Source organism: Micromonospora aridisoli, assembly GCF_056150025.1.
In genome coordinates this window covers 1-657 of record NZ_JAXCFK010000069.1, presented here as the reverse complement: position 1 = coordinate 657, position 657 = coordinate 1, and the positions used below count along the sequence as shown (strand labels likewise).

Below are 657 nucleotides of genomic sequence, written 5' to 3'. Positions count from 1 at the left end.
AAAAAAAGCATTAATTCTGGGAACAGGTGGTGCTTCTAAAGCTGTAGCTTATGCACTCAAAACTTTGAATATTGCATACACCTTTGTTTCAAGAACACCGGATACCGATCAGAATAGAATTGCGTATGGCGACCTGAATAAAGAACTATTAGCATCACATCATCTTATTATTAATTGCTCCCCTCTGGGAACCCATCCAAATGTGGATCAATGTCCGGACATTCCTTATGAGTATCTTACAGAAAACCATATTCTATACGACCTTATTTACAACCCAGCAGAAACGCTTTTTCTAAAAAAAGGAGTCGAAAGAGGAAGTACGACTTGTAATGGATTACAAATGCTTATTCTACAAGCCGAAAAATCTTGGGAAATTTGGAAAGCAAAAGATGCTTTCTAAACCAAGTTATAAAATGATTTTGAGTATGCTTCTTTGACCAAAAGTTTAACTTTTACCATCACACACAAGCTAGTGATGATGATAGAACACCTCTAAAACAAAAACGCTTCCTAGATAAAATATTTGGAAAACTTTTTGCCAATAAAGACTATATCGGAAAAGACTTAGCAAAAATGCTGTTTATTGATGTAATCCAGCTGATTACCAATATCAGAAGCAATATAAAGAACTCCTTAATGACTTTATCAGACAAAATC

General features: G+C 34.6%; 1 protein-coding gene and 1 pseudogene. Both read left to right on the top strand.

Features of this window, described 5'->3' with window-relative positions; translation table 11 throughout:
* Positions 1–400, top strand: a 400-nt coding sequence (locus tag SM447_RS29375; protein ID WP_474576117.1) for a shikimate dehydrogenase family protein, incomplete at its 5' end; no start/stop codon positions are given.
* 74 nt (positions 401–474) lie between these two features.
* Positions 475–657: pseudogene (locus SM447_RS29370) on the top strand (transposase); the annotation flags it as partial.